The sequence below is a fragment of the Neptuniibacter sp. CAU 1671 genome (assembly GCF_029222905.1).
In the GTDB taxonomy this organism is placed as follows: Bacteria; Pseudomonadota; Gammaproteobacteria; order Pseudomonadales; family Balneatricaceae; genus Neptuniibacter.
Genome location: NZ_JARHUE010000001.1, coordinates 809181 through 831804, shown reverse-complemented (window position 1 = coordinate 831804; position 22624 = coordinate 809181). Strand labels below are relative to the sequence as shown.

The 22624-nt window shown below is 53.5% G+C and carries 24 protein-coding genes; 17 read left to right on the top strand and 7 right to left on the bottom strand.

All coding sequences use genetic code 11. From position 1 onward, the window contains the following. Positions 1-182: 182 nt before the first annotated feature. Together P2G53_RS03915 and P2G53_RS03910 are read right to left on the bottom strand one after the other, a co-directional pair. Entirely contained in the window at positions 183-584 is a 402-nt protein-coding gene (locus P2G53_RS03915; protein WP_275814047.1) for a hypothetical protein, read from the bottom strand. Between the two features lie 82 nt (positions 585-666). Beyond that, positions 667-1461: a hypothetical protein gene (locus P2G53_RS03910; protein ID WP_275814045.1), complete on the bottom strand. Its 795-nt coding sequence runs from the start codon at positions 1459-1461 to the stop codon at positions 667-669. Between the two features lie 398 nt (positions 1462-1859). On the opposite strand from P2G53_RS03910, the gene P2G53_RS03905 reads away from it, so the two are divergent. From P2G53_RS03905 to P2G53_RS03885, 5 genes are all read left to right on the top strand, one after another. Next, positions 1860-2060: a hypothetical protein gene (locus P2G53_RS03905; RefSeq protein WP_275814042.1), complete on the top strand. Its 201-nt coding sequence runs from the start codon at positions 1860-1862 to the stop codon at positions 2058-2060. A 33-nt stretch (positions 2061-2093) separates the two neighbouring features. Continuing rightward, positions 2094-2672, top strand: a complete 579-nt coding sequence (locus P2G53_RS03900; protein WP_275814039.1) for a GNAT family N-acetyltransferase — start codon at positions 2094-2096, stop codon at positions 2670-2672. Between the two features lie 16 nt (positions 2673-2688). Continuing rightward, positions 2689-3096 carry an SRPBCC family protein gene (locus P2G53_RS03895; RefSeq protein ID WP_275814036.1) on the top strand — a complete coding sequence of 136 codons (408 nt, stop codon included), beginning with the start codon at positions 2689-2691 and terminating at the stop codon, positions 3094-3096. 159 nt (positions 3097-3255) lie between these two features. Continuing rightward, complete coding sequence (locus P2G53_RS03890) at positions 3256-4293, top strand: acyltransferase (protein WP_275814033.1); 1038 nt, start codon at positions 3256-3258, stop codon at positions 4291-4293. 158 nt (positions 4294-4451) lie between these two features. Then, entirely contained in the window at positions 4452-5543 is a 1092-nt protein-coding gene (locus tag P2G53_RS03885) for an ELM1/GtrOC1 family putative glycosyltransferase (RefSeq protein WP_275814030.1), read from the top strand. Between the two features lie 71 nt (positions 5544-5614). On the opposite strand, the gene P2G53_RS03880 is transcribed toward P2G53_RS03885, so the two are convergent. The 4 genes from P2G53_RS03880 to P2G53_RS03865 are packed head-to-tail and all read right to left on the bottom strand — an operon-like array spanning position 5615 to position 9306. Next, a complete protein-coding gene (locus P2G53_RS03880; RefSeq protein ID WP_275814027.1) occupies positions 5615-6334 on the bottom strand; it encodes a phosphoadenylyl-sulfate reductase in 720 nt (239 codons plus the stop codon). Positions 6335-6348: 14 nt separating this feature from the next. Then, positions 6349-6822 (bottom strand): DUF934 domain-containing protein, encoded by a 474-nt coding sequence (locus P2G53_RS03875; RefSeq protein ID WP_275814024.1) that lies wholly within the window; start codon positions 6820-6822, stop codon positions 6349-6351. Then, complete coding sequence (locus P2G53_RS03870) at positions 6806-8464, bottom strand: nitrite/sulfite reductase (RefSeq protein ID WP_275814021.1); 1659 nt, start codon at positions 8462-8464, stop codon at positions 6806-6808. Before P2G53_RS03870 ends, P2G53_RS03875 begins: the two co-directional genes overlap by 17 nt. A 56-nt stretch (positions 8465-8520) precedes the next feature. Next, positions 8521-9306, bottom strand: a complete 786-nt coding sequence (locus P2G53_RS03865) for a sulfite exporter TauE/SafE family protein (RefSeq protein WP_275814018.1) — start codon at positions 9304-9306, stop codon at positions 8521-8523. A gap of 288 nt (positions 9307-9594) precedes the next feature. Here P2G53_RS03865 and cysD point away from each other — a divergent pair, with 288 nt between their 5' ends. From cysD to P2G53_RS03815, 10 genes are all read left to right on the top strand, one after another. After that, positions 9595-10512 carry a sulfate adenylyltransferase subunit CysD gene (cysD, locus tag P2G53_RS03860; protein WP_275814015.1) on the top strand — a complete coding sequence of 306 codons (918 nt, stop codon included), beginning with the start codon at positions 9595-9597 and terminating at the stop codon, positions 10510-10512. A gap of 107 nt (positions 10513-10619) precedes the next feature. Beyond that, complete coding sequence (gene cysN / locus P2G53_RS03855) at positions 10620-12335, top strand: sulfate adenylyltransferase subunit CysN (protein WP_275814012.1); 1716 nt, start codon at positions 10620-10622, stop codon at positions 12333-12335. Between the two features lie 124 nt (positions 12336-12459). Continuing rightward, positions 12460-13041 carry an electron transport complex subunit RsxA gene (rsxA, locus tag P2G53_RS03850; protein ID WP_275814009.1) on the top strand — a complete coding sequence of 194 codons (582 nt, stop codon included), beginning with the start codon at positions 12460-12462 and terminating at the stop codon, positions 13039-13041. Positions 13042-13051: 10 nt separating this feature from the next. Next, positions 13052-13648, top strand: a complete 597-nt coding sequence (gene rsxB / locus P2G53_RS03845) for an electron transport complex subunit RsxB (RefSeq protein WP_275814006.1) — start codon at positions 13052-13054, stop codon at positions 13646-13648. Beyond that, entirely contained in the window at positions 13648-16368 is a 2721-nt protein-coding gene (rsxC, locus tag P2G53_RS03840) for an electron transport complex subunit RsxC (protein WP_275814003.1), read from the top strand. Before rsxB ends, rsxC begins: the two co-directional genes overlap by 1 nt. Before the next feature lie 12 nt (positions 16369-16380). Then, positions 16381-17442, top strand: a complete 1062-nt coding sequence (gene rsxD / locus P2G53_RS03835) for an electron transport complex subunit RsxD (RefSeq protein WP_275814000.1) — start codon at positions 16381-16383, stop codon at positions 17440-17442. Then, positions 17442-18098, top strand: a complete 657-nt coding sequence (rsxG, locus tag P2G53_RS03830) for an electron transport complex subunit RsxG (RefSeq protein ID WP_275813997.1) — start codon at positions 17442-17444, stop codon at positions 18096-18098. Before rsxD ends, rsxG begins: the two co-directional genes overlap by 1 nt. Then, positions 18095-18796, top strand: coding sequence for an electron transport complex subunit E (locus P2G53_RS03825; RefSeq protein WP_275814097.1), 702 nt, complete (start codon positions 18095-18097; stop codon positions 18794-18796). Before rsxG ends, P2G53_RS03825 begins: the two co-directional genes overlap by 4 nt. 71 nt (positions 18797-18867) lie before the next feature. Beyond that, positions 18868-19533, top strand: coding sequence for a Crp/Fnr family transcriptional regulator (locus P2G53_RS03820; protein ID WP_275813994.1), 666 nt, complete (start codon positions 18868-18870; stop codon positions 19531-19533). A gap of 67 nt (positions 19534-19600) precedes the next feature. Beyond that, positions 19601-19789, top strand: coding sequence for a DUF2892 domain-containing protein (locus tag P2G53_RS03815; protein ID WP_275813991.1), 189 nt, complete (start codon positions 19601-19603; stop codon positions 19787-19789). A gap of 50 nt (positions 19790-19839) precedes the next feature. On the opposite strand, the gene P2G53_RS03810 is transcribed toward P2G53_RS03815, so the two are convergent. Then, on the bottom strand, positions 19840-21234 hold the full coding sequence (locus tag P2G53_RS03810) for a DEAD/DEAH box helicase (protein ID WP_275813988.1): 1395 nt from the start codon (positions 21232-21234) through the stop codon (positions 19840-19842). Between the two features lie 173 nt (positions 21235-21407). On the opposite strand from P2G53_RS03810, the gene nth reads away from it, so the two are divergent. After that, a complete protein-coding gene (gene nth, locus P2G53_RS03805) occupies positions 21408-22043 on the top strand; it encodes an endonuclease III (RefSeq protein WP_275813985.1) in 636 nt (211 codons plus the stop codon). Between the two features lie 291 nt (positions 22044-22334). After that, the gene (locus P2G53_RS03800; RefSeq protein ID WP_275813979.1) at positions 22335-22610 is read left to right on the top strand and encodes a GIY-YIG nuclease family protein; all 276 of its coding nucleotides are present in this window, start codon (positions 22335-22337) and stop codon (positions 22608-22610) included. The last annotated feature ends 14 nt before the right edge of the window (positions 22611-22624 follow it).

The window sequence follows — 22624 nt, the reverse complement described above, 5'->3', positions numbered from 1 at the left end:
GATTGACCGCTTCGCGTCGGAATTCCTCGGTATAGTGTTGATACTTTTTCCTGGACATCTTACACCTCCCCGTCAGGCGTAAACCTAACTATAGAAGGTGTCTACTCTTCGTGGGTAACTCGGGCAGCTAACGCTTACAGCAGTTGAGCGCATTGCGCGTCAACTGCCTGTTTTTGTTATAACTACGCAAACATACTACGAAGTTTTTTAAACGTTGCTTCTGCTTTGTAAGCTTGGACGCATGCTAAAAGCATGCCTAAAACTGCGACAAATGAGCCAAAGGATATTGATAAGGTTTCGCCCCATTTAGCACTGAAAAGCCCTGCCAAATAAATGCCAGAAATTACTAAACCGTGGCCAATCAAGATTAGTCCCATCCTTGTTAATAATTCACGCCAGTGTCCGCGATAACTTGGAATAGCGAACATTTTGGATGCTATGTCGTATGAAAGGCCGCCGCCTGCGAGCAGAAGAGTAAATAGTATGAATCCGTCAAATGAAAATTCTTTCGGTACTGCAAAACCAATGTAATAGAGATAAAAAGAACTCATTAGCAACCAGAAAGTTAGGACGATCCATTTCATTGATTATTACTCCATTAAGTGGTTATAACGTTTAAGCTGTGGGGTGGCGCAGCGAAGCAAGCCGTCCCACACGAGCGCATTGTTAGGTGATTTCATACGAGTTTCCCATGCCCAGATTGTTTGCTAAATCAATGGTGTTCGTTATCCCGGAATAGGATCTGCTACCTGCTTCAGTCCAGTCAGCGGACAATAACTCACCAAAAACTGCATCAAAACCTCTGTCGCTCCATTCGATGAATTTATTGAAGCTGATCCAATTTGGGTGAGGAGTTTCGAATAAAGACATATCTATAAAGCAATTTGCCCCTTTGAAACCTTTTCTGCTTCCACCAGACTCAGCCAAATATGCTCTTGTAAATCCAAAGTTTGCTTGCAGCGCTGGAACAAAACCAGCAACGGGACTAGCTGTAAAAGCTTCATTAACAGCATGTTCGGGAGATATAAGCCTTTCAGTGAGGCGAGACAGTATATTTCGAAGATGGGCGCTCGAACGTTTTGGACGAGCTATTCTTGCTCTGGGTCCAACTGAAATAACCATTCTCATGCCAGGGTGACCTGCCTTTTTATCCTCTGTATTAATCTTGTTAAACGCTGTAATTGATCTTTGCAGAAAGTCTGCTGTCACTGAGCTGCTTCTCGGACTAAGGTCGCAAAAAAATGCCACACCGTCATTTATAGGCATTGCTCTAAATGTTCGAGAGGCTTCACCCATAGCTACTTGTTGAAAAGTCTTTAGCCTTCTTATTGCTTGTATTGTTGTTTTGTCTTTTGGGTGGAACTTCGCAGATTCGATCATTGACCCGTAGCCGAGCAAGTCTCCCCATGCAACACACGAGACCTCGAAATCATATCTTTTACCTTTGGCTCGTTTTGGCATACGACTCTCTTATCACCTAACATTTTAATACTGCGCATGCGTGTTTTTCTGCAAACAAAAAACAGCATCTCAAGCGTAATATTTTGATAATGAAGGTATTTACAGATAGCACTGTCCTTTTCCTCCGTAAAAAATGAGCATGCGCGTTTTGATGCAGGGCTGTGCTCAATTTTCTGCACAGCCAATCCTTTAAGTGGCTAATATGTAACGGTTATCACCTCAGTGCAAGGGTAAATCTGCGCATCAGTTTTGGGCAAAACGCGCATCAGGCTCTGGGTGTTCGCAATATGCTGTATAAATATCACCCTTTTCGTTTTGGGTTATCCACACGGGTTTATGCTTGATGCGTCGTGTGGATCAGAGGTTTGAGAGGCCGCTTTAATAGGAGAAGCACAAATATGCTGGATGCAGCGCAGTGGTTGATTGTGGTGGTCGGCGGGTTTTGTGCGCTGGCGACCTTTATTTTGCTGCGTTACCCCGCTTCCCGGCGGCCACAGTTCAGAGCGGTGCAGGGTTTTTCGTTGTCGGTTTCTTTGCTGGGTGCAGGTGGTGTATTGCTGCTGTGTCTGCTGATGGTCTGGTATCAGGGGCAGGTTTAGGTAGGGCTGAGCAGATTGAATAGGAGGTGTTCAATGGATGTAGAGGCTGCACAGGTAAGTGATGCGGGCGAACTTGCTGAGCTGATCAATCTGGCCGGGGAGGGGATTCCTGCGTATCTCTGGTCGCAGATGGCTGAGCCGGGACAGACGTCGCTTGATGTAGGTGTCCAGCGGGCGGCGCGGGATACAGGTGGTTTCAGTTACCGTAATGCCAAAGTGATTCGGGATCAGGGTCGGGCGGTGGCGATGCTGATTGCCTATCAACTGGATGATCCTTACGACACTGGTGATCTGGCAGAGCTGCCACCCATCGTGCGGCCGCTGATTGAACTGGAGGCACTGGCCCCCGGTAGCTGGTATATCAATGCAATTGCCACTGACCCGGCTGCCCGTGGCCGGGGGCTGGCACGCAAGCTGATGCAGCAGGCAGAGCAGGATGCGGCAGCAGCAGGTGCGCAAACCTTAAGCCTGATTGTGGCGTCTGAAAACCAACCGGCCCGTGCGTTGTACGCAAAGCTGGGCTATGAATGTAAGGCGTCACGCCCGGTGGTGGACTACCCCGGTGCCCTGCATGGTGGCGAGTGGCAACTGCTGCTGAAACCCCTGAACTAATCCGGAGGCAAGACTGATGAAACTGACCGTTTCGACCACGGTGGCGGCACCTGTTGAGCAGGTGTGGCAGGCCTACACCACACCTGAGGCGATTGTTTGCTGGAATGCGGCCTCCGATGACTGGCATACCCCGCATGCCAGCGTCGATTTGCGTGTGGGCGGTGCGTTCTGCTCCCGTATGGAAGCGAAAGATGGCAGCATGGGGTTTGATTTTGCCGGCACCTACACCGAGGTGGTGCCCTGCCAGCGTCTGGTGTATGCCTTTGGCGACCGGATGGCTGAAGTATTGTTTGCTGAAACGGCTGAAGGCGTCACGGTGACAGTGGTGTTTGATGCAGAAACCACTTATTCACCCGAAGAGCAGCAGGCGGGCTGGCAGGCGATTCTGGATAATTTTGCCCGTTATGTCGGTCAGCAGTCCTGATTTCTCAACAGATTCTGCGTTTTCTGTTTAAACCTCTGTCTGTTGTTAAATCCTGCTGGCGTAAAAGCGGTTCTGGCCCCATAGTCAGCAGTATCTGAATGCCTTATATATCGGCTTTGCTCTGTGACGGGCGACTCCTTTTTTCTGCAGGATCTCTCTGTGCATCTGAATGCCTTTAACCACTTTCGGGCGGTCGCCATCCTGTTTATTGTTGCAGGCCATTCGTTTGATATGACCGGCATGGAGCTGGACCGTTATATCGATCTGGTGCTGGTGAACCTGCTTAAGGGTGGCACCGCGTTGTTTGTGTTTATCTCCGGCTTTTTGTTTCATCACGTCTTTTACCCGAAATTTGCCTATCGGTCTTTTGTGATGAAAAAGGTGAAAGCCGTGTTCTTGCCCTATCTGTTGCTTGGGCTGCTGCCGGTGACGGTGGCCGTGTTGGCGCAACAGGCTGGGGCCGGGTATTTTCCGGCGGACGGTGAGGGGGTGCTGGCGCAGTATCTGGTGCCGGGGCTGAAATATTACCTGACCGGCCGTTTTCTGGATGCCTACTGGTATATCCCCTTTATTATGGTGACCTTTTTGCTGTCGCCCCTGCACTTGCTGTTTATTCGTTTAACGATCCGCGTGCAGTTGGGGTTGGTCCTGCTGTTGTCGGTGGTGGCCATGTTGCTGCACCGTCCGGTCGATAATATTGCGGTATGGCAGAGTGTGCTTTATTACAGCCCGATCTACCTGATGGGCATTGTTGCGTCGGTGCACCGTGCGTCTGTGCATCAGGCGCTGGCAGGGCGGGAGCTGTATCTGCTGTTGGCGGTTGTGGGGATTGCGGTGTTGCAGGTCGAACTGGGTCATATCAGTAACTACCATAAGCCCGCATTTGAGTATGCCGGGCTGGACCTGATGTTTGTCCAGAAGGTGGGTCTGTGTTTCTTCTTTATGCAGTTTTTAACCCGCTTTGAAGGTTATCATTCCGGTGCAGCGCATACGCTGGCGGCCACCAGTTTTACCGTGTTTTTTATCCACCCATTGCTGCTCTGGTGGTTGCAGGTAAATGAGATTACGGTTTTTCAGCAGAATGCCTGGTGGGTGTTTGTGCTGTTTGTTGCTGGGCTCACCCTGTTCTGTGTGTTGCTGGCCACACTCTGTCGGCGACTGTTCCCGCGCTACAGCCGTTACCTGGTCGGTTATTGAGAACGCCCATTCAACCATTCGTCATCGGTCGGTCAAATAAAGGTCAATAAACCGCAATAGTTTCGCCATACCTTGAGTGTCATCACCATCTTTCACGGTGCCTGAACCGCGCGCAGCCAACGACTGAGCGTGCGTTCCGGTCGACACAGGGTAAGCGCATGAGCAAGCTGCAAGTTTGGGTTTTATATGACGGTAAGCCGGGGCACCTGTCCCAGTCCCTGGGGCTGGCGCAACAGCTTTCCCGGCATCTGGATGCTGATATTCATACCATCAAAGCCAAAGTTGCCGGTCCCCTGCGCCGCCTGGCGCTGGGACTGTGCCGCTTGCCGCTTATGCCCGCCCGGCTGATTGCGGCGCTGTATCGTATGAGCCTGCCAAAACAGGCACCGGATCTGGTTATCTCGTTTGGTGGCAAGGTGGTTCCGTTGAATGCGGCGCTGGCCCACCGTTTTAGCTGTGCCAATATTCTGATTGGTAATCGTTATGGTCTGAGTCCGGCGCTGTTTAACGTGCTGGTGAATGCCCGCAGTGAGGGGCTGGCCAATCAGGTGGTGACCCAGGTGCCGTTCTGTCGTCAGATGAGCCGTCAGCTGAATGCGCGTGAACAACTCGACTTGCAAGCCCTGAGATTCAACGATGCAGCGTGCTGGACCCTGTTAATTGGTGGTGATGGTTCCGGTTATAGCTATACCGAGCAGGACTGGCAGGCGCTGGTGGCATCCATGGTGCAGCTGGCTGATACCCACAATATTCGCTGGCTGGTCAGCACCTCAAGGCGCACCCCGCAGTGGGTGGAGCAGTTGCTGGAAACTTCTGACGTGCAAAAGAGGGCCGAGAAAGTGATTCTGTTTAACCGGCAGCCGGAGAGCATTAAACCACTGTTGCTGGCGGGGCAGCGACTGTTTGTGACGGCGGACAGTTTAAGCATGCTTACTGAAGCGATCTCCTGTGACCGACCTGTTGTCAGTGTCGCTCCGTCACATCTGGACAAGGCGGCAAGCAAAGTGCATCAGCAGACACTGGGCTGTTACCGGGACTATAAGCTGTTGTCTGAAACACAAATCAGTGAGATCGAGCAGCGTGTTGCGCAGATGCTTGGAGAAGAGGCGGAGTCTTCAGCGCCGTTTACCAGCTACAGCATGCTGGCGGATGCGGCGGCATTGCAGGTGCTGAAAACCCTGCAATGGCAGAGTGTTGCTACGCAGGGTGTGCGCCATCTGGAGCATTCGGCAGTTGTGTTGCAAGGTTAAGAGCCTGATTGCGGTGTTTTCGGGCAGAGATAAAAACGCCGGGCAGTGCCCGGCGTTTTTGTGGATAGCGCTTACTTGAACTTTAGCGGTGTTGCAGGGTGCAGGCCGCACTCCTTGCTTTCCGGGTTCTCCCACCACCAACGACCGGAGCGGACATCTTCACCCAGTGTTACGGAACGGGTGCAGGGTGCGCAGCCAATGCTTGGGTAGTGTTTGTCATGCAGGGCGTTGTAAGGCACGTTTTCAGCACGGATATAGGCCCAGACCTCTTTTTCTGACCAGTCAGCCAGTGGGTTGAGCTTGTGCATGTTGTTGCCTTCATCCCACTCTTCAAACTGAATCTCGTCACGGGTGACGGACTGTTCGCGACGCAGGCCGGTAATCCAGGCTTTCTGGCCGGACAGGGCGCGTTTCAGCGGTTTGATCTTACGGACAAAACAGCAGCCTTTACGCAGATCCTGCGATTCATAAAACGCATTGATGCCGTTTTCAGCCACATAGGCTTCTACATCGGCTGATTCCGGGTAATACACTTTCACCTGCAGGTTAGGGTAGGTCTCGCGGACCTGCGCCAGCAGGGTCAGGGTTTCTTCCGGCAGGCGACCGGTATCCAGCACAAAGTTAACAATCTCAGGGCAGGCTTTGCTGATCAGGTCAGCAATGACCACATCCTCAGCGCCCAGACTGTTGGCAAATACCAGTGCACCGTTATAGGTTTCGGCGCCTTTTTTCAGCAGCGCGGCAACCGCCTCTGCTTTGGCCTGAAGTTCGGGAGAGAGTGCTTCGCTCATCATCTGTTCCTCGTTTACTGCAGGTAGACCGGCTTGGCATCATCGGCCGCACCCTGATAGCGAACACTGACTTCGCCAAAGGATTTAAACACGTCCGGTGAGAACTTTTCATCTTTCAGCTGGAAAGCATCAAAACCGCAGCGGGCCAGATGATCAAGCTGATCACGACCGAAGTCACCGGTGGCGCGCAACTGGCCACGATAGCCCTGACGTTTCAGCAAACGGGCGATGCTGAAACCACGACCGTCACGGAAGGCCGGGAAGTCGATGGCGATCAGCGGGAACTGATCCACTTCAGACAGAATGCTGCTCAGATCATCGTCGCCGTTCAGTTGCAGAGCTACGCCGGATTCGCGGGCATCAAACTGTGCGCGGTGTTCCAGATACAGGGCCAGCGGGACAATCACATCGCCGGACTGGTCCAGTGTTTCAGCATCGATCAGGGTCCAGTTGTCTGCGACCACTTCGTTATTAATTAGCAACGGCATACACATGCTCCTTAAACGGTTCGATGCCGATGCGGCGGAAGGTATCAATAAAACGCTCACCTTCGATGCGCTGATCAACATACACCTGCAGTACTTTTTCCAGCGTGTCGGCAACGTCATCCGCTGCCACAGATTTACCAATGACCTTGCCCAGCGCGGCTTCGGAGCCGTCATCACCGCCCAGGGTGATCTGGTACCAGTCTTCACCTTTCTTATCCACGCCCAGAATGCCGATATGGCCAACGTGGTGGTGGGAGCAGGCATTGATACAGCCGGACATGTTCAGTTTGATTTCGCCCAGATCGTGTACGTAGTCCATGTTTTCGAACTTCATGTTGATCTGATCAGCGATACCCAGTGTCTTGGCGTTAGCCAGGGCACAGAAGTCACCGCCGGGGCAGACCGTCATGTCAGTCAGGGTGCCGATGTTCGGGCGGGCCAGATTGTTGGCGGCCAGAATCTGCCAGACAGCGTAAAGCTCAGACTGTTTAACGTCAGCCAGTACCAGGTTCTGGTTGTGGGTGGCACGCACTTCACCAAAGCTGTAACGGTCGGCCAGATCAGCCACCAGATCCAGCTGTTCAGCGGTGATATCACCGGCCGGTTTCAGGTATGGCTTCAGGCAGACGTAGGTGATGCGGTAACCCGGAACCTTGTGCTCAACGGTGTTACGCTCAAACCAGACGCGGAAATCATTGTCTTCGGCCAGATGCTGCTCAAGGCTGGTATCAGCGGCAGCGCTGGTGTCGTAATCAAACGGTTTAAAGAAGGCTTTAACGCGTTCGATTTCAGACAGCGGCAGTTTCAGATCGGTATCGCGGATCTGTTCCCACTCGGCGTCGACCAGTTCACGGAACGCATCGATACCCATGGCCTGTACCAGAATTTTGATACGGGCTTTGTATTTGTTGTCGCGACGGCCATTCAGGTTATAGACACGAATGATCGCTTCCAGATAGGAGAGCAGGTCTTCTTTCTGAAGGAACGGACGAATCTGCTGGCCGATCACCGGAGTACGGCCCAGGCCACCACCCACCAGAACTTCAAAGCCTACTTCGCCAGCGTCGTTACGCACGATGTGCAGGCCGATGTCGTGGACCTGCGTCGCGGCACGGTCATTTGGACCGGCAGAGATGGCGATTTTGAACTTACGTGGCAGGTATGCAAATTCCGGATGCAGAGAGGACCACTGACGGATGATCTCGCAGTAAGGGCGTGGATCTTCAATCTCGTCGGCAATCACACCGGCAAACTGATCGGTAGTGGTATTACGGATACAGTTACCGGAGGTCTGAATCGCATGCATCTGTACCGAAGCCAGTTCCGCCAGAATATCCGGCACCTGCGCCAGTTCCGGCCAGTTAAACTGGATGTTGGTACGGGTGGTAAAGTGGCCATAACCGCGGTCATAGGTGCGGGCAATGTGGGCCAGTTTACGCAGCTGTTCGGAGTTGTACATGCCGTACGGGCCAGCCACACGCAGCATCGGTGCATGGCGCTGAACGTAGAGCCCGTTCATCAGACGCAGGGCTAGGAACTCATCTTCAGGCAGTTCACCGGCCAGAAAACGGCGGGTCTGATCCCTGAATTGTTCAACTCGCTGGTCTACCAGGGCCTGGTCGACTTCGTTGTACTGATACATAGTTCAAATACCTTTCACGGGGGCTTTTCCGGCCCCGCACCTTACACTGTTTAGAATTAGCCTGCGAGAACGAAGCGCAAGCCGATGGCTAACAAAATGGAACCCATAATCGGTTGCATCACCTTGGGTGACAGGCGTGTCCCCAGGTGGCTGCCGAAGAACACCCCCGGCAGGGAACCGATCAGCAGGAACAGCAGCAGATTCAGATCTACGCCGCCCATATGGTAGTGGCCTGCACCCGCTACACCGGTCAGGACAACCGCATGTACCAGATCAGTACCCACAATGGTTGGCATGCTCATGCGCGGGTAGAGCAGAATCAGCAGGGCGGTACCCAGGGCACCGGCACCCACGGAAGACAGCGTTACCATCGCACCCAGCGCCACGCCCATAATCACGGTGATATAAGGGCGGCAGAACCGTACCTTTTGAGCAAACGCGGTATGCTGCAGGCTCATCGCCAGATCCCGGATGCGTGAACGCAGGAATACGGCAATCGAGGTCAGTACCAGAGAGACACCCAACGTGAGGTTCATCAGGTACTCAACTTTCTCCAAGCCGCCCAGGCCGCTCAGGTAATGCAGCGTGAGCAGTGAGCCGGGCAGGCTGCCGCCCAGCAATAAAATCACTACTTTCCATTCGATCAGTTTCTTGCGGGCGTAGGAAAAGGTGCCACCACATTTGGTGATGGCTGCATATAGAAGGTCGGTGCTGACGGCGGTGACCGGCGGAATGCCGAACAGCACAATCAGAATCGGGGTCATGAGTGCCCCGCCACCAATACCGGTAAGGCCTACAATAAAGCCCACTACCAAACCGGCAAAACTGTATGCAAATTCCATAGGGATCTGTCCGAAGATAAGAGCGGCTATGCTAACGCCGTTTTAATATAACTCAAAATACTAGTTAGAAATTTTATTATAACTTTTTGTTAAGAGGAGGGCTTCTCGCAACTGCGGTGCAGTATATCGATTTTTTATTCTATTTAGTAATTAAAAAGTGAATATTTATTCTTTTGTGTTTTATTCTGCTAACTGCCATAATGCGCCGCAAAATCGGATAGCTATATCTGTATCCGGAAAAGGTGCAGAATGCTGCCAGCTATAAATTTGCAATAGAGTGTTATCCAGATGAGTGTCTTACCTGAACATCGCCTGACCCACCTGAAACAGCTTGAAGCTGAGAGTATGCATATCATCCGCGAAGTCGCGGCCGAGTTTGAAAACCCGGTTATGCTGTACTCCATCGGTAAAGATTCTGCGGTTATGCTGCACCTGGCGCGCAAAGCGTTTGCGCCGGGCACACCACCGTTCCCGCTGATGCACGTTGATACCACCTGGAAGTTCAAGGAGATGATCGCCTTCCGTGACAAGATGGCGAAAGAAGCGGGCATGGAACTGATTGTGCACATCAATCAGGAAGGTGTTGAGATGGGCATCAGCCCGTTTGTGCACGGCTCTGCCAAGCACACTGACATCATGAAAACCCAGTCTCTGAAACAGGCACTCGACAAGTACAAGTTTGATGCGGCCTTTGGCGGCGCACGTCGTGATGAAGAGAAGTCCCGTGCCAAAGAGCGCGTGTTCTCCTTCCGCGATAAAAACCACCGCTGGGACCCGAAAAACCAGCGTCCTGAGCTGTGGAATGTGTTTAATACCCGGGTAGATCAGGGTGAAAGTATCCGTGTCTTCCCGCTGTCTAACTGGACTGAGCTGGATATCTGGCAGTACATCTATCTGGAATCCATTCCGATTGTGCCGCTGTACTACTCCGCAGTGCGTCCGGTGGTTGAGCGCGATGGTGTGCTGATCATGGTGGATGACGACCGTATGCCGCTGAAAGAGGGCGAAAAGCCGGCCATGAAACATGTCCGCTTCCGTACCCTGGGCTGCTACCCGCTGACCGGTGCGGTGGAATCCGAAGCGGCGACCCTGCCTGAAATTATTCAGGAGATGCTGCTGACGACGACCTCTGAACGTCAGGGTCGTGTCATCGACCACGACAGTGCCGGGTCGATGGAAAAGAAAAAGATGGAAGGTTATTTCTAAATCCAGGATTTGCCGAAATGGCCGCCACATGCTGGCACATTTGACGAATTTAAAGAATTTTAGCTGTTGTTTATGGACGGCAGCCTAGCGCAAAGAGCACGTGAATTATGAGTCACCAGAGTGATCTGATCGCCACCGATATCGAAGCGTATCTGAAACAGCACGAGAACAAAGAACTGCTGCGTTTTCTGACCTGCGGCAGCGTGGATGACGGTAAATCCACCCTGATTGGTCGTTTGTTGCACGATTCAAAGATGATCTATGAAGATCAGCTGGCTGCACTGCAGCGCGATAATGAGCGCGTGGGTAATGCCGGTGAAGAACTGGATCTGGCGTTGCTGGTGGATGGTCTGCAGGCGGAACGCGAGCAGGGTATTACCATTGATGTGGCGTATCGCTACTTCTCGACGGCCAAGCGTAAATTCATCATCGCTGACACCCCGGGGCATGAGCAGTACACCCGCAATATGGCGACAGGTGCATCTACCTGTGATCTGGCGATCATCCTGATCGATGCCCGTTACGGCGTTCAGGTGCAGACCAAACGTCACAGCTTTATCGTGTCACTGCTGGGCATCAAACACACCATCGTTGCCATCAACAAGATGGATCTGGTGGACTTCAGCGAAGAGCGTTACGAACAGATCAAAGCCGATTATCTGGCTTTTTCTCAGCAGCTGGACCTGCCAGACATTCAGTTTGTGCCGATCTCTGCCCTGAAAGGCGATAACGTGGTGACCCTGTCTGAGCCGATGTCCTGGTATAAGGGCGAACCGCTGATGCAGATTCTGGAACACGTTGAGATTGCCAATGACCAGAATTTTGATGATCTGCGTTTCCCGGTGCAGTATGTGAACCGTCCTAACCTGGATTTCCGTGGTTACTGCGGTACGCTGACCTCCGGTATTGTGCGTCCCGGTGATGAAGTCACCGTGCTGCCGTCCGGCAAGTCCAGCAAGGTTAAATCCATTGTGACTTACGAAGGTGAAATTGCTGAAGCCTTCCCGCCAATGGCCGTGACTCTGACGCTGGAAGATGAAATTGATATCTCCCGTGGCGACCTGCTGGTGCATTCTGCGTCGGTGCCTGAAACCACTAAACGCTTTGATGCCATGGTCGTCTGGATGGCCGAGCAGCCTCTGCAGAAGAGCCGTCAGTACGAAGTGAAACTGGCGACCACCCGTGTTGCCGGCGGCATCAGCAATATCCGTCACCGTGTTGATGTGAATACACTGGAGCAGTCCCCGGCGGATTCTCTGGCGCTGAACGAAATTGCACGTTGTGAAATTACCCTGGAACGTTCAGTTGTGGCCGATGATTATCGTCATCACCACGGCACCGGTTCATTTATCATTGTTGATCGTCTGACCAACGCCACAGTGGCGGCGGGCATGATCATTGAAAATGATCCGTCTGCGGTACTGGATTCAGAACTGAGCATCGTCAGTGACAGCCGTATCACCGCGGGTGAGCGTAGCCTGCGTCTGGGTCAGACACCGGTTGCTCTGGCTATCTCCGGTGGTGATGCAGAACAGCGTCGTACCCTGTTGTTCAGCCTGGAAGCGGCCCTGTTTGATCAGGGGCGTACCGTAGTTGCCTACGATCAGGCACAGAATGCGGCGTTCAATGCTGCGCTGCCTGAGCTGGCAGCGGTACTGAATCAGGCAGGTCTGATATCTGTGCTGGAAACTGATGCGCCGGTGGCCGGTCTGATCAACGTGTCCTTCTCGGGTGCTGCAGATCTTGAACTGCAGTCCGAGCAGACCCCGGCGGAACAGGTGAAAGCCGTGCTGACTCTGCTGAAACAGAAATCGCTGCTCTAAGCGATCTCTGTTTTTGAGGCAGATCAAAGGGCTGCCATACCGCTCAGCCCCCTGAGTTGATACACTTCAGGGATTGCTAATATAGCGTCCGGGCACTGTGCCCGGACCTGGAAACAGATCGAGTATGACGGAATATCTTCTGATCATTATCAGCACTGTGCTGGTGAACAACTTCGTGTTGGTTCAGTTTCTTGGACTGTGCCCGTTTATGGGTGTGTCCAACAAGCTCGAAACTGCTATGGGGATGTCTGCTGCCACCACCTTTGTGCTGACGCTCTCTTCTGTTTGCAGCTATCTGGCCTACACCTATCTGCTGGAACCTCTGGCACTGGAATACCTCAAAACCATCACCTTTATTCTGGTGATTGCGGTGGTAGTGCAGTTCACCGAGATGGTGGTCCGTAAAACCAGCCCGTTGCTGTATCGGGTACTGGGTATTTTTCTGCCGCTGATCACCACCAACTGTGCAGTGCTTGGCGTAGCGCTGCTGAACATCAAGAAGATGAACGGTTTTGTTGAATCGATCTTTTACGGCTTCGGTGCAGCGGTGGGCTTCTCACTGGCACTGGTGCTGTTCTCCTCAATCCGCGAGCGTATTGCTGTGGCCGATGTGCCGATGCCGTTTCGTGGCGCTGCCATCGGCATGGTGACCGCGGGTCTGATGTCACTGGCCTTCATGGGCTTTACCGGTCTGGTTCAGTTCTGAGGGGGCAGCAGTGAATATTATTCTGATTGCGATTCTCGCGCTGGCCGGACTTGCCGTTGCTTTTGGGCTACTGCTGGGTTTTGCCGCGGTTAAATTCAGGGTAGAAGGCAATCCACTGGTGGACCAGATTGATGGTCTGCTACCACAGACTCAGTGTGGACAGTGTGGTTACCCCGGCTGCCGTCCTTACGCCGAAGCGATTGCGGGCGGCGATGCGATCAATAAATGCCCGCCGGGTGGTCAGAGTACCGTTGAAGCGCTGGCGGATCTGCTGGATGTAGAAGCCGTTCCGCTTGAGGCCGGGGCTGAAGCTGAGCCGGTCAAAATGGTCGCCTACATCCGCGAAGATGAATGTATCGGCTGTACCAAGTGTATCCAGGCCTGCCCGGTGGATGCGATTCTCGGTGCAGCCAAACAGATGCACACCGTGATTGAATCTGAATGTACCGGCTGTGATCTGTGTGTAGAACCCTGTCCGGTGGACTGTATTGATATGCTGCCTGTACAAAGTGGTCTCAGTGACTGGAAATGGGAGCTGCCAGCCCCCGGTGTTCAGCAGCTTATCGTTACTGATCGTCGTGGACAGTTGCAGGGAGGGGCCGTCTGATGCGTACCCACTTTGCCTTCCACGGCGGCGTTCACCCACCGGAAAACAAAAAACAATCGACGGGTCTGGCGATTCAGATCGCGCCGGTGCCGGAAACACTGGTGATTCCTCTGTCCCAGCACATTGGTGCGCCTGCTGAACCGGTGGTGCGTGTCGGCGACCGTGTCCTGAAGGGGCAGATTATTGCTGAAGCCGTAGGGCGTATCAGCGTGAATGTGCATGCCTCCAGCTCTGGTGTGGTCGAAGCGATTGAACCTCGTCCGATCCCGCACACCTCCGGTATGGAGGCGCCCTGCGTGGTGATCCGGACCGATGGTCTGGACGAGTGGATCGATCATAAAGGGCTGGACGATTACCGCCGCCTGAAAAAAGCGGATCTGATTGATTATATCCGTGAGCACGGCATTGCCGGCATGGGCGGCGCAGGCTTCCCGACCGATGTGAAGCTGCACTTGGGTGATGACCATATCGTCAATACCCTGATTCTGAACGCCATGGAGTGCGAGCCGTATATCACGGCGGATGACATGTTGATCCGTGAACGTGCCGAAGAGATTGTCAGCGGCATCGAGATCATGGCGCATCTGCTCAAGCCGCATCACATTATTATCGGTACCGAAGACAACAAGCCGCAGGCACTGCGGGCGCTGGAAAAAGCGGTCCGTGCCAGCCAACTCGATATCGACATTATTTCGGTGCCGACGGTATACCCCTCAGGTGGTGAGAAACAGCTGATCAAGCTGATGACCGGCATCGAAGTCCCCAGCGGTCGCATTCCGGCGGATATTGGTATTGTCTGTCAGAACGTCGGTACCGCTAAAGCGATACATGATGCCGTTCACCACGGCATTCCACTGATCTCCCGGGTGGTGACCCTGACCGGCCTGGCTCTGCAGCATCCGCATAATATGGAAGCGCGCATTGGTACCCCGTTTGAAACCCTGCTGGGTGCGGCCGAGGTGATTGAGTCTGCGCTTTATCGCCTGGTGATGGGCGGGCCGATGATGGGTTTTACCGTACCCCATGATCAGATTCCGGTGATTAAAACCACCAACTGCATTCTGGCGGCGACTATTGAAGAGATGCCGCCAGCGCCACCGGCCAACCCCTGTATCCGCTGTGGTATGTGTGAGCAGGTATGTCCGGCTGAGCTGCTGCCACAGCAGCTGCACTGGTTTGCCAAGGGCAAAGAGTTTGAAAAGGCGAAAAACCACAACCTGTTCGACTGTATCGAATGTGGTGCCTGCTCCTATGTCTGCCCGAGCAATATTCCACTGGTGCAGTATTACCGCTTTGCCAAGGCCGAGATCCGGGCTGAAGAAGCCGAGCAGCGCAAGGCAGATCATGCCCGTAAACGTTTTGAAGCCCGTCAGGAACGACTGGAACGGGAGCAGGCGGAGAAAGAGCTGCGTCGCAAACAGCGTGCTGAAGAAGCCGCCAAAATGCAGGCAGTTAAGCAGGATAAACTGCAGCGTCATGCTGAAGTCTCTGAGACCGCAGCCGAGCCTGATGCCAAGGCCCTGAAAACAGCGGCCGCCGTTGCCCGTACCAAACTGAAAAAAGCCCAGCAGGCACTGAAATCTGCGCAGGATAAAGGTCTGGAGGGCATTGAGGCCCTGCAGGCGACTGTGACTGAACTGGAACAGAAAGCCGCAGCGGCCCAAGCTGCGCTGGAACAGGCAGAAAAAGGTGCTCAGCCTGCGGCTCAGTTGGACAGCAAACAGCTTAAAACCGCTGCGGCAGTGGCCCGTACCAAACTGAAGCAGGCGGAAAAAGCCCTGCAGCAGGCGCAGGACAGCGGTGAGGGTGATCTGACCGAACTGCAGGCTAAAGTGACTGAACTGACAGCAAAAGCTGCGCAGGCTCAGACCGCGTTTGAAGCGGCTGAATCCGGTGTTGCGCCAGCTGCTGTGGATATCGCCGGACTGAAAGAGGCGATGGACAGTGCGGCAGTCAAGGTTGAAAAAGCACGTCAGGCACTGGCGGATTCGGAAGCCAATGGCAGTCCGGCGGTAGAAAAAATGCGTGCCGGCGTTGAGAAGCTGGAACAGAAATACCAGTCTGCAAAATCTGATTTTGAAGTGGCAAATCAGCAAGGTCAGTCAAATGGTGTGGATCTTGAAGCCCTGAAAGCAGATATGGAGCAGGCTTCAGATAAGGTGAAAAAAGCCGAAGCTGCGCTACAAACCGCCCGGGAGAACGGCAGTCCGGCCGCAGACAAAATGGCCGCAGGTGTCGATAAGCTTAAAGGCAAATATGAAGAGGCACGGCAAGCCTGGCTGGCGGCTGGTGGTGTCGAGGCCGTAGCTGAAGCCAAGGTTGAGGTAGACCCAAAGGCGCTGAAGCAGCAGGTCTCCATCATGCGCACCAAGCTGAAAAAAGCCCAGACTGCGGTTGAAGCAGCGGAAGCCGGTGAGGGCGATCTGGATCTGGCAGCGTCTGAGTTTGAGCGGCTGACAGCACTGTACGAAGACGCCAAGCAGGCGTGGGATGCCTACGAGGCAGAGCAGAATGATAAAGCTGCCGCGCAGGGTATCGATCTGAAACAGCTGAAAATAGATGCAGCGCTGGCGCGGGCAGCCGTGACCAAAGCGGAGCGCGCACTGGACAAAGCACGGGAAACCCAGCCAGATGATCTGGATGGTATGGAAGAGGCTTTGCTGGCGGCACGCCAGAAAGCTGAACAACTCAACCAGACGCTGAGTCGTTTCACCGATTAAGGAACACTACCCATGGCGTTGATACGAACCAGTTCACCCCATTTGCACAAGGCAAGCAGTACCGGCGATGTGATGCGTCTGGTGATTCTGGCCTGTATGCCGGGTCTGGCAGCCATGACCCTGTTTTTTGGCTGGGGCACGCTGATCAATGTCTGCTGGGCGATCCTGCTGGCGGTGGGTCTTGAAGCGGCCATCGTGCTGATTCGCAAACGTCCGGTCAGTTTTTATCTGAAAGATTACAGTGTGGTGGTTACCGCGCTGCTGCTGGGCCTGTCCCTGCCGCCTTATGCCCCCTGGTGGATTACGCTGGTGGGCATTCTGGTTGCGGTGGTGATTGCCAAACACCTTTATGGTGGTCTGGGACAGAACCCGTTTAATCCGGCGATGGTGGCATACGCTCTGTTGCTTGTGTCGTTTCCGGTTGAGATGACCCGCTGGACCCAACCTTTTGTACTGCTGGGGGATGCCGACAGTTGGAATATCCTGCCGTTCACCGATACCTTGCGCGTGATTTTTACCGGCTTTGAACCGGTCTGGCTGGATAATTACACCGGTGCCACACCTCTGGATGCGATGCGTCATCGTGGTGGTATGACCACGGAAGAAGCCTGGCTGTCAAAACCGGTGCTTGCCGATGGCATTGGTGCCTGGCACGCGGTAAGTGCGGCCTACTTTATGGGTGGTATCTTCCTGATCTACCGTAAGGTCATTACCTATCATGTGCCGATGGCAATGCTGGGTGCGCTGGCGGTCATCGCTTCTGTGTTTTATGCCTTCGACCCTTATGACTTTGCGGACCCGTATTTCCACATTACCGTGGGCGGGACCATGCTGGGCGCTTTCTTTATCGCCACCGATCCGGTGACCTGTGCTACCAGTAACCGCGGTAAAATCTGGTTTGGTATCGGTATTGGTCTGCTGATCTATGTGATTCGTGGCTGGGGTGGTTATCCGGATGCAGTTGCGTTCGCGGTGTTATTGATGAACCTCGCCGCACCCTTTATCGATCAGTACACTCAACCGCGTACCTATGGCCATGCCAAGGCCAATCGCGGTATGAAGGGAGGTCAATGATGCAACTCCTGACCTCGCTGAGTAGAAGCAGTTTTGCCCTGACCCTGTTTGCCATCGTGACCGCAGCGGTGATTGCTGTGACACAGGTAGGCACGGCCGAGCGGATCGACAAAAACGAACGCGAGCAGCAGGCGCGCGCGTTATATGAAATTATCCCCAAAGATCAGGTGAGCAATGATCTGCTGGAGAGCGGCTTCGAGTTTGTATCGTACGAGCTGACCGGCAGCGCTCTGCCTGCCACGGGCTACCGTGCGATGCAGGGTGATCAGGTGACGGCGGTGATTTTGCCCGTAGTTGCACCCGATGGTTACAATGGTCGTATCAACCTGATTGTGGGTATTTATGCAGATGGCCGGGTGGCCGGTGTGCGGGTGTTAGGGCATCAGGAAACACCGGGACTGGGTGATAAGATTGAGCTCAAGAAGTCCAACTGGATTCTGAGCTTCGACGGTACCAGTAAAGCCGAAAATCCAAATAGCTGGGCAGTAAAAAAAGACGGTGGCCGGTTTGATCAGTTTACCGGTGCCACAATTACCCCCAGAGCGGTGGTGAAAGCAGTCGGTCTGGTGCAGGATTATTTTGCCTTTAATCGGGCTAAGCTGTTGCAGCTTGCCGAGACGAAAACGCCCAACAATGATGGGCAGGAGTCACACTGATGGCAGATTACAAAAAAATTACCCTGAACGGTCTGTGGGATAACAACCCCGCACTGGTTCAGTTGCTCGGCCTGTGTCCGTTATTGGCGGTCACCGGTACGGTAGTGAATGCTATTGGTCTGGGGCTGGCCAGCACGCTGGTGCTGGTGGGGTCGAACTTTACTGTGTCCGCCTTCCGGCATTTTGTGCCGGATACGGTACGCTTGCCGATTTTCGTCATCATCATCGCCTCTTTTGTAACCGCGATTGAGCTGTTGATGAAAGCGTTTACCTACGATCTGTATCTGATTCTGGGTATTTTTATCCCGCTGATCGTGACCAACTGCGCCATCATGGGCCGTGCGGATGCCTTTGCCTGTAAAAACCCGGTGGCAGCGTCGGTGCTGGATGGTCTGATGATGGGGGTGGGTTTCACTCTGGTGCTGATGACGCTGGGTGCAATGCGCGAAATTCTGGGTCTGGGGACTCTGTTCTCTGATATGCAGTTGCTGTTTGGTCCTGCTGCCGCGCACTGGAAACTGGTGCTGTTTGAAGACTATCCGGGCTTCCTGTTTGCGATTTTGCCGCCGGGTGCCTTTGTCGGCATGGGCCTGCTGATCGCCCTGAAAAATATCATTGATAAACGACTGGAAGAGAAACGTAAGGCTGCCGAGCCGGTCTCTTCCGCGCCACGTGAACGGGCCCGTGTAACCGGGTAAATCTATTCCACTAGGGTTTCTGTGGTGGCACGGGTATGATTCTCTGATCTGCCCCTGCCACAGGACCTGATATGAACCGGCCGGAATGGCTGGATCAGTTTCCAGCCCTCAAAAAAATCAGTCAAAGCCCTCACTGGTCTCAGGCATTGGATCAATGCCAGCTCATGACCCTGCCCGCTGATACCCCGGTGTTTCACCAGGGTGATCTGTGCCAGTATTTCGTGCTGGTGCTGCAGGGCGCCATCCGGGTCCAGAAACTCTCGGCGAATGGTCGCGAGATTGTGCTGTACCGGGTTGAATCCGGGCAGAGCTGTATTCTGACCACTGCCTGCATGCTGGGTAATCAACCTTATCAGGCGGAAGCCTTTACTGAGTCAGAAACCCGGGCAGTGGCGTTTCCAGTGGCGCTGTTTCGGGCTGCGATGGATGAAAGCTCGGTTTTGCGCGAGTTTGTGTTTGCTGGCTATGTGCAGCGGTTATCAGAACTGATGCTGCTGATCGATCAGATTGCATTCAGTCGTATGGATAGCCGACTGGCTAATTACCTGCTGCTGCAGACCGAGTCTATGGGAGGGTTACGCCTGACCCATCAGCAACTGGCTCGGGAGCTGGGCAGTGCCCGTGAGGTGATCAGCCGGTTACTGAAAGAGTTTGAGAGGCAGGGACTGGTCAATCTGCAACGTGGATTGATACAGATCTGTGACCGGCCCGGTTTGGAAAAAATTGCGGTTATGTGATTTTGTCACTGTGTTCTGCCTGTTGAAGCACTAGATTAGTGTTATCGATAGATAAGGAGAACAGGTTATGAAACAGAATGTAGGTGGTATTGACCGGATTTTGCGGATCATTGTCGGTCTGGTGTTGCTGGGCGCCACTGCAGCAGGCATGCTGCCACTGTGGGGCCTGATCGGTATTATCCCGCTGGCAACCGGCGTGTTCAGCCTTTGTCCGCTGTACTCACTGTTAGGGATCTGTACTAAAAAGAGCAGCTGATCCACTGATCAGGCAGCACAGGGTACGGGTTTGTTACACGTGCCCTGTGACTATCTTTGCCATGGATTTGGTGTAGGCTTTGGTTTTGGCTTGCGCTTCTGTTGTGCCTTTGGCGCAGCAGAGGCAGCAGGTTTGGCGCTGGTAGCGGGCTTGCCACTGGTGGCAGGTTTTGCACTGCTACTGCGCTGAGGCCGGCTTTTCTTGCGGGTCGGCGGGCGTTGACCATCATGGTGTTCGGGTTTTGGCGCATGCGCCTTGGGTTTTTTCTTGTGGCGCGCTGGTTTGGCGTTCAGCTTGGAGTCCGGCAACCGGTGCAAAGGCTCGAATTCTTCTACCTCAACACGACGTACTTTTTTGCCAATCAGGCGCTCAATGGCAGTCAACTGATCAAACTCATCGGCACTGACCAGTGAAACGGCCTGTCCGGATGCCCCCGCACGACCCGTACGTCCAATTCGGTGTACGTAATCTTCCGCCACATTGGGCATGTCAAAATTCACCACCAGTGGTAACTGGTCGATATCCAGTCCCCGGGCGGCGATGTCGGTTGCTACCAGAATGCTGATCTTTCCGTTGCGAAATGCTTCCAGCGCTTTTGTGCGCGCGCCCTGACTTTTATTACCATGAATGGCAGCGGCTTTCAGACCGATCTCTTCCAGCTCGCGGGTCAGCTTATTGGCGCCGTGTTTGGTGCGGGTAAAGATCAGAATCTGGCCCCAACCATGCTGTTTAATGAGGTGTATCAGCAGGGCGGATTTCTGTTTTTTATCGACCGGCGTGAGCGACTGTTCCACCCGATCAGCGGTGCTGTTAGCTGCCGCTACTGAAACCTCGACCGGGTTGTTGACCAGACCGCGTGCCAGCTTGCGGATCTCATCTGAGAACGTAGCAGAGAACATCAGGTTCTGACGTTTGGCTGGCAGCAGGGCCAGAATTTTGCGGATGTCATGGATAAAACCCATATCCAGCATCCGGTCGGCTTCATCCAGTACCAGAATTTCCAGCTGGTTAAACCGCACGGCATTCTGCTGATACAGGTCCACCAAACGCCCCGGTGTGGCTACCAGAATATCTACGCCCTTGCGCAGGGCCATCATCTGGGGATTGATCTTGACGCCGCCATACACAACCGCAGAACGCAGAGAAGTATTCTGCCCGTACAGGCGAACACTTTCTCCCACCTGAGCCGCGAGCTCACGTGTGGGTGTCAGCACCAGTGCACGCACCTGATTACTGGCAGCGGGTTTGCCGTCCATCAGGCGTTGCAGCAACGGCAGTGTGAAAGCGGCGGTTTTGCCGGTACCGGTCTGAGCGGCGGCCATGACATCGTGGCCCTGGATAATGGCGGGGATCGCCTGAGCCTGAATCGGGGAGGGTTCGGTGTAACCCTGAGTGTCTATTGCTTTTAACAGCGTATCGGCCAGCTCGAGTGCGGCAAAACTCATAATTTATCTCGTGTGTTGAGTTGCTGCACCAGGGGATGGAGCAGGGTGCGCAGCATATAGTATTCATGCCGTATTCGCCATGTTTAAAGGGTAATTAAGCAGGTTTCAGGCCTTTCGCCCAGATGCACAGCGGTTACAATGTTTGCGACTTCTATTTGGACATGCCCGGTCAGATGAATAAAACCAAACGACATGAAATTTTTGCCCGCCTGCGTGCTGAGAACCCCAACCCCACTACCGAACTGGAATATAACTCACCGTTTGAGCTGCTGATCGCTGTGATCCTGTCAGCACAGGCAACCGATGTGGGGGTTAACAAGGCAACTCGCAAACTGTTCCCGGTCGCCAATACTCCGGAGGCGATCTATGCACTGGGTGTTGATGGGCTGAAGGAATACATCAAAACCATCGGGCTGTTTAATGCAAAAGCCGAAAATGTGATCAAAACCTGCAAGGCGCTGATCGATCTGCACGGTTCAGTGGTGCCGGATAAACGCGAGGCGTTAGAGGCTTTGCCCGGTGTGGGGCGTAAAACTGCAAATGTGGTTCTGAATACGGCGTTTGGTCAGCCGACCATGGCGGTTGATACCCATATCTTCCGGGTCTCTAACCGCACGCGTATTGCGCCCGGTAAAAATGTGAACGAGGTTGAGCAGAAACTGCTGCGGTTTATTCCTAAAGAGTTTCTACAGGATGCCCACCACTGGCTTATCTTGCATGGGCGTTATGTCTGCACGGCACGTAAGCCAAGGTGCGGTGCCTGCCTGATTGAAGACCTGTGTGAATACAAGGCTAAAACTGAGATCTGAAGGATCTGTCCCAGCCCTTTCTTGTCCCCATGATCTGTGGATAACTCTATGAATAAGTTTTGGGCATATGGCTGCAGGCCAGCCAGTGCGTTGGTTTTTAAAAAGTGGCGAAAATATAAACTTTGATAAAATTTTATTAAAAACAGTAGGTTATTTTAACTTAATTAGCTTGGTTATCTATAAAAATTAGCTGTATATAACTTATTCTAATGAGAATTCTGGTGTGAGTTATTTCCTGGTTTTGGGCTGAATTAACTGCGTCAAACGCCGGTATTTACAGATAAAATCCCTATGAAAACAGAGAGTTCTGACTGGTATGTCTACCTGATGCAGTGTGCTGATCAGACGCTGTATACCGGTATCACTACCGATGTGCCCCGGCGGCTACGCCAGCATAATGGCGAAATTAAAGGCGGCGCACGCTATACCCTTGCTCGTCGTCCTGTGGTCTTGCTATGGGCTGAGCCGCATACCAGTCGGGCTGAGGCCAGTCGTCGCGAGTATCAGATCAAACAACTGCCACGCGGTGCAAAACTTTTGCTGGTGCAGGAACAATCCGGTAGGTAAGTGGTTACTCTGGT